Below are 1,952 nucleotides of genomic sequence, written 5' to 3' on the forward strand. Positions count from 1 at the left end.
GGCTACCGCCGGACACCAGCAAACAAGAGCGCGCCCAGGTGGTCGCGCAGGTGCTCGAAGAACTCGACCTGACCAAACATGCCGACACCCGGGTGGACAAGCTCTCCGGCGGCCAGCGCAAACGCGCGTCGGTGGCCCTCGAGCTGCTCACCCAGCCGTCGCTGCTGCTCCTCGACGAGCCGACCTCCGGTCTGGACCCGGCGCTGGACCGCCAGGTCATGCTGATGTTGCGGCAGCTCGCCGACGCCGGTCGCGTGGTGCTGGTAGTCACCCACTCGGTGTCCTACCTCGACGTCTGCGACCAGATTCTGCTGGTGGCGCCCGGCGGCAAGACCGCCTTCAACGGGCCGCCCAGCCAGGTCGGCGCGGCGTTGGGAACCACCAACTGGGCGGACATTTTCGCCAACGTGGGCGCCGATCCCGACGAAGCCAATCGACGCTTCATCGAACGCGACGGCAGACGACAGTCGGCGGCCCCCGCGCTGGAAAGCCCGGCGGACTTGGGCGAACCGGTGCACACCGACCTGATGCGCCAGTTCTCCACGATTGCCCGTCGTCAGGTCCGACTCGTCATCTCCGATCGCGGCTACTCGGTGTTCCTGGCGGTGCTGCCGTTCTTGATCGGTGCGCTGTCGCTGACCGTGAAAGGACCCAAACCGGGACTCGGTCCCGCCGACCCGCTCGGGCTGGCACCGACCCAACCGCAGTACATCATGGTCCTGCTCAATATCGGCGCCGTCTTCATGGGCACCGCGTTGACCATTCGCGATCTGATCGGCGAGCGTCCCATCTTCCGCAGGGAACAGGCGGTCGGTCTGTCCACCACGGCCTATTTGTCGGCCAAGGTCTTCGTCTTCTTTGTTTTCGCGACCGCCCAGGCGGCGATCGCGACGTTTATCGTCAGGCTCGGCAAGGGTGCGCCCACAGCGCATCCCCCGTTCTTCGACAACTCGACGTTCTCGCTGTTTGTCACCGTCGCCGGCACCTGCGTCGCCTCAGCCATTCTCGGCCTGATGCTGTCGGCGGTGGCCCAGTCCAATGAGCAGATCATGCCGCTGCTGGTGGTATCGATCATGTCGCAACTGGTGCTCGCCGGCGGGATGATCCCGGTGTCCGGCCGCGCGGGTCTCAACCAGCTGTCCTGGGTGACGCCCGGACGGTGGGGTTACGCCGCAGGAGCGTCGTCGATCGACTTCCCGAACCTGGTCAAAGTCAAGCAGATTCCGACGAACGACCCGATATGGCAGCACTCGAAGCACATTTACTTCTTCGATATGGCCATGCTCGCGGCGCTGTCGCTGTTCTACGCGAGCTACGTGCGCTGGAGCATCCGGCTCAAGCGCTGAGCCTTTGGCGGCATTCAGCTGCCGGTAGGTGTCAAGCTTGCCAGGGCGTATTCGCTGACCGCGATCAGGGCATCGGTCGCCGATCTACGGTCGCGGGCATCGACATTAATCACCGGGATGTGTTCGGCCAGGGTCAGCGCCTTGCGCACCTCGGTAACGGGATACCTTGGGGCGCCGTCGAACTCGTTGACCGCGATAAGAAATGGCAGGTTGCGATGTTCGAAGAAGTCGACCGCGGCAAAGCTGTCCTGCAGGCGTCGGCAGTCCACCAGGACGACCGCGCCGATCGCGCCGCGCACGAGGTCGTCCCACATGAACCAGAATCGGCGCTGCCCTGGAGTACCGAACAGGTAGAGCACGAGATCCTCGTCCAAGGTGATCCGGCCGAAGTCCATCGCTACCGTGGTGGTGCGTTTGTCCGGGGTGGCCTCCACCATGTCGACGCCTGCCGAAGCGTCGGTGACCATCGCCTCGGTTCGCAGCGGCATGATCTCCGAAACCGCGCCGACGAACGTCGTCTTACCGGCGCCGAACCCGCCGGCGATGACGATCTTCGTGGACGCGGTATCGCGCGCCTTCGGATGCCGTTGGGCCCCTCTCTTAGAG

Annotated in this window: 2 protein-coding genes; one reads left to right on the forward strand and one right to left on the reverse strand. The window is 64.9% G+C overall.

Features of this window, described 5'->3' with window-relative positions; all coding sequences use genetic code 11:
• Window positions 1-1,346, forward strand: a 1,346-nt coding sequence (locus WAN71_RS02315; RefSeq protein WP_422223781.1) for an ABC transporter permease, incomplete at its 5' end; no start/stop codon positions are given.
• 14 nt (window positions 1,347-1,360) lie between these two features.
• Here the strand turns inward: WAN71_RS02315 and WAN71_RS02320 are convergent.
• Window positions 1,361-1,897, reverse strand: a complete 537-nt coding sequence (locus WAN71_RS02320) for a GTP-binding protein (RefSeq protein ID WP_422223782.1) — start codon at window positions 1,895-1,897, stop codon at window positions 1,361-1,363.
• Between the last annotated feature and the right edge of the window lie 55 nt (window positions 1,898-1,952).

It is taken from the genome of Mycobacterium sp. (assembly GCF_049280035.1).
In the GTDB taxonomy this organism is placed as follows: domain Bacteria; phylum Actinomycetota; class Actinomycetes; order Mycobacteriales; family Mycobacteriaceae; genus Mycobacterium.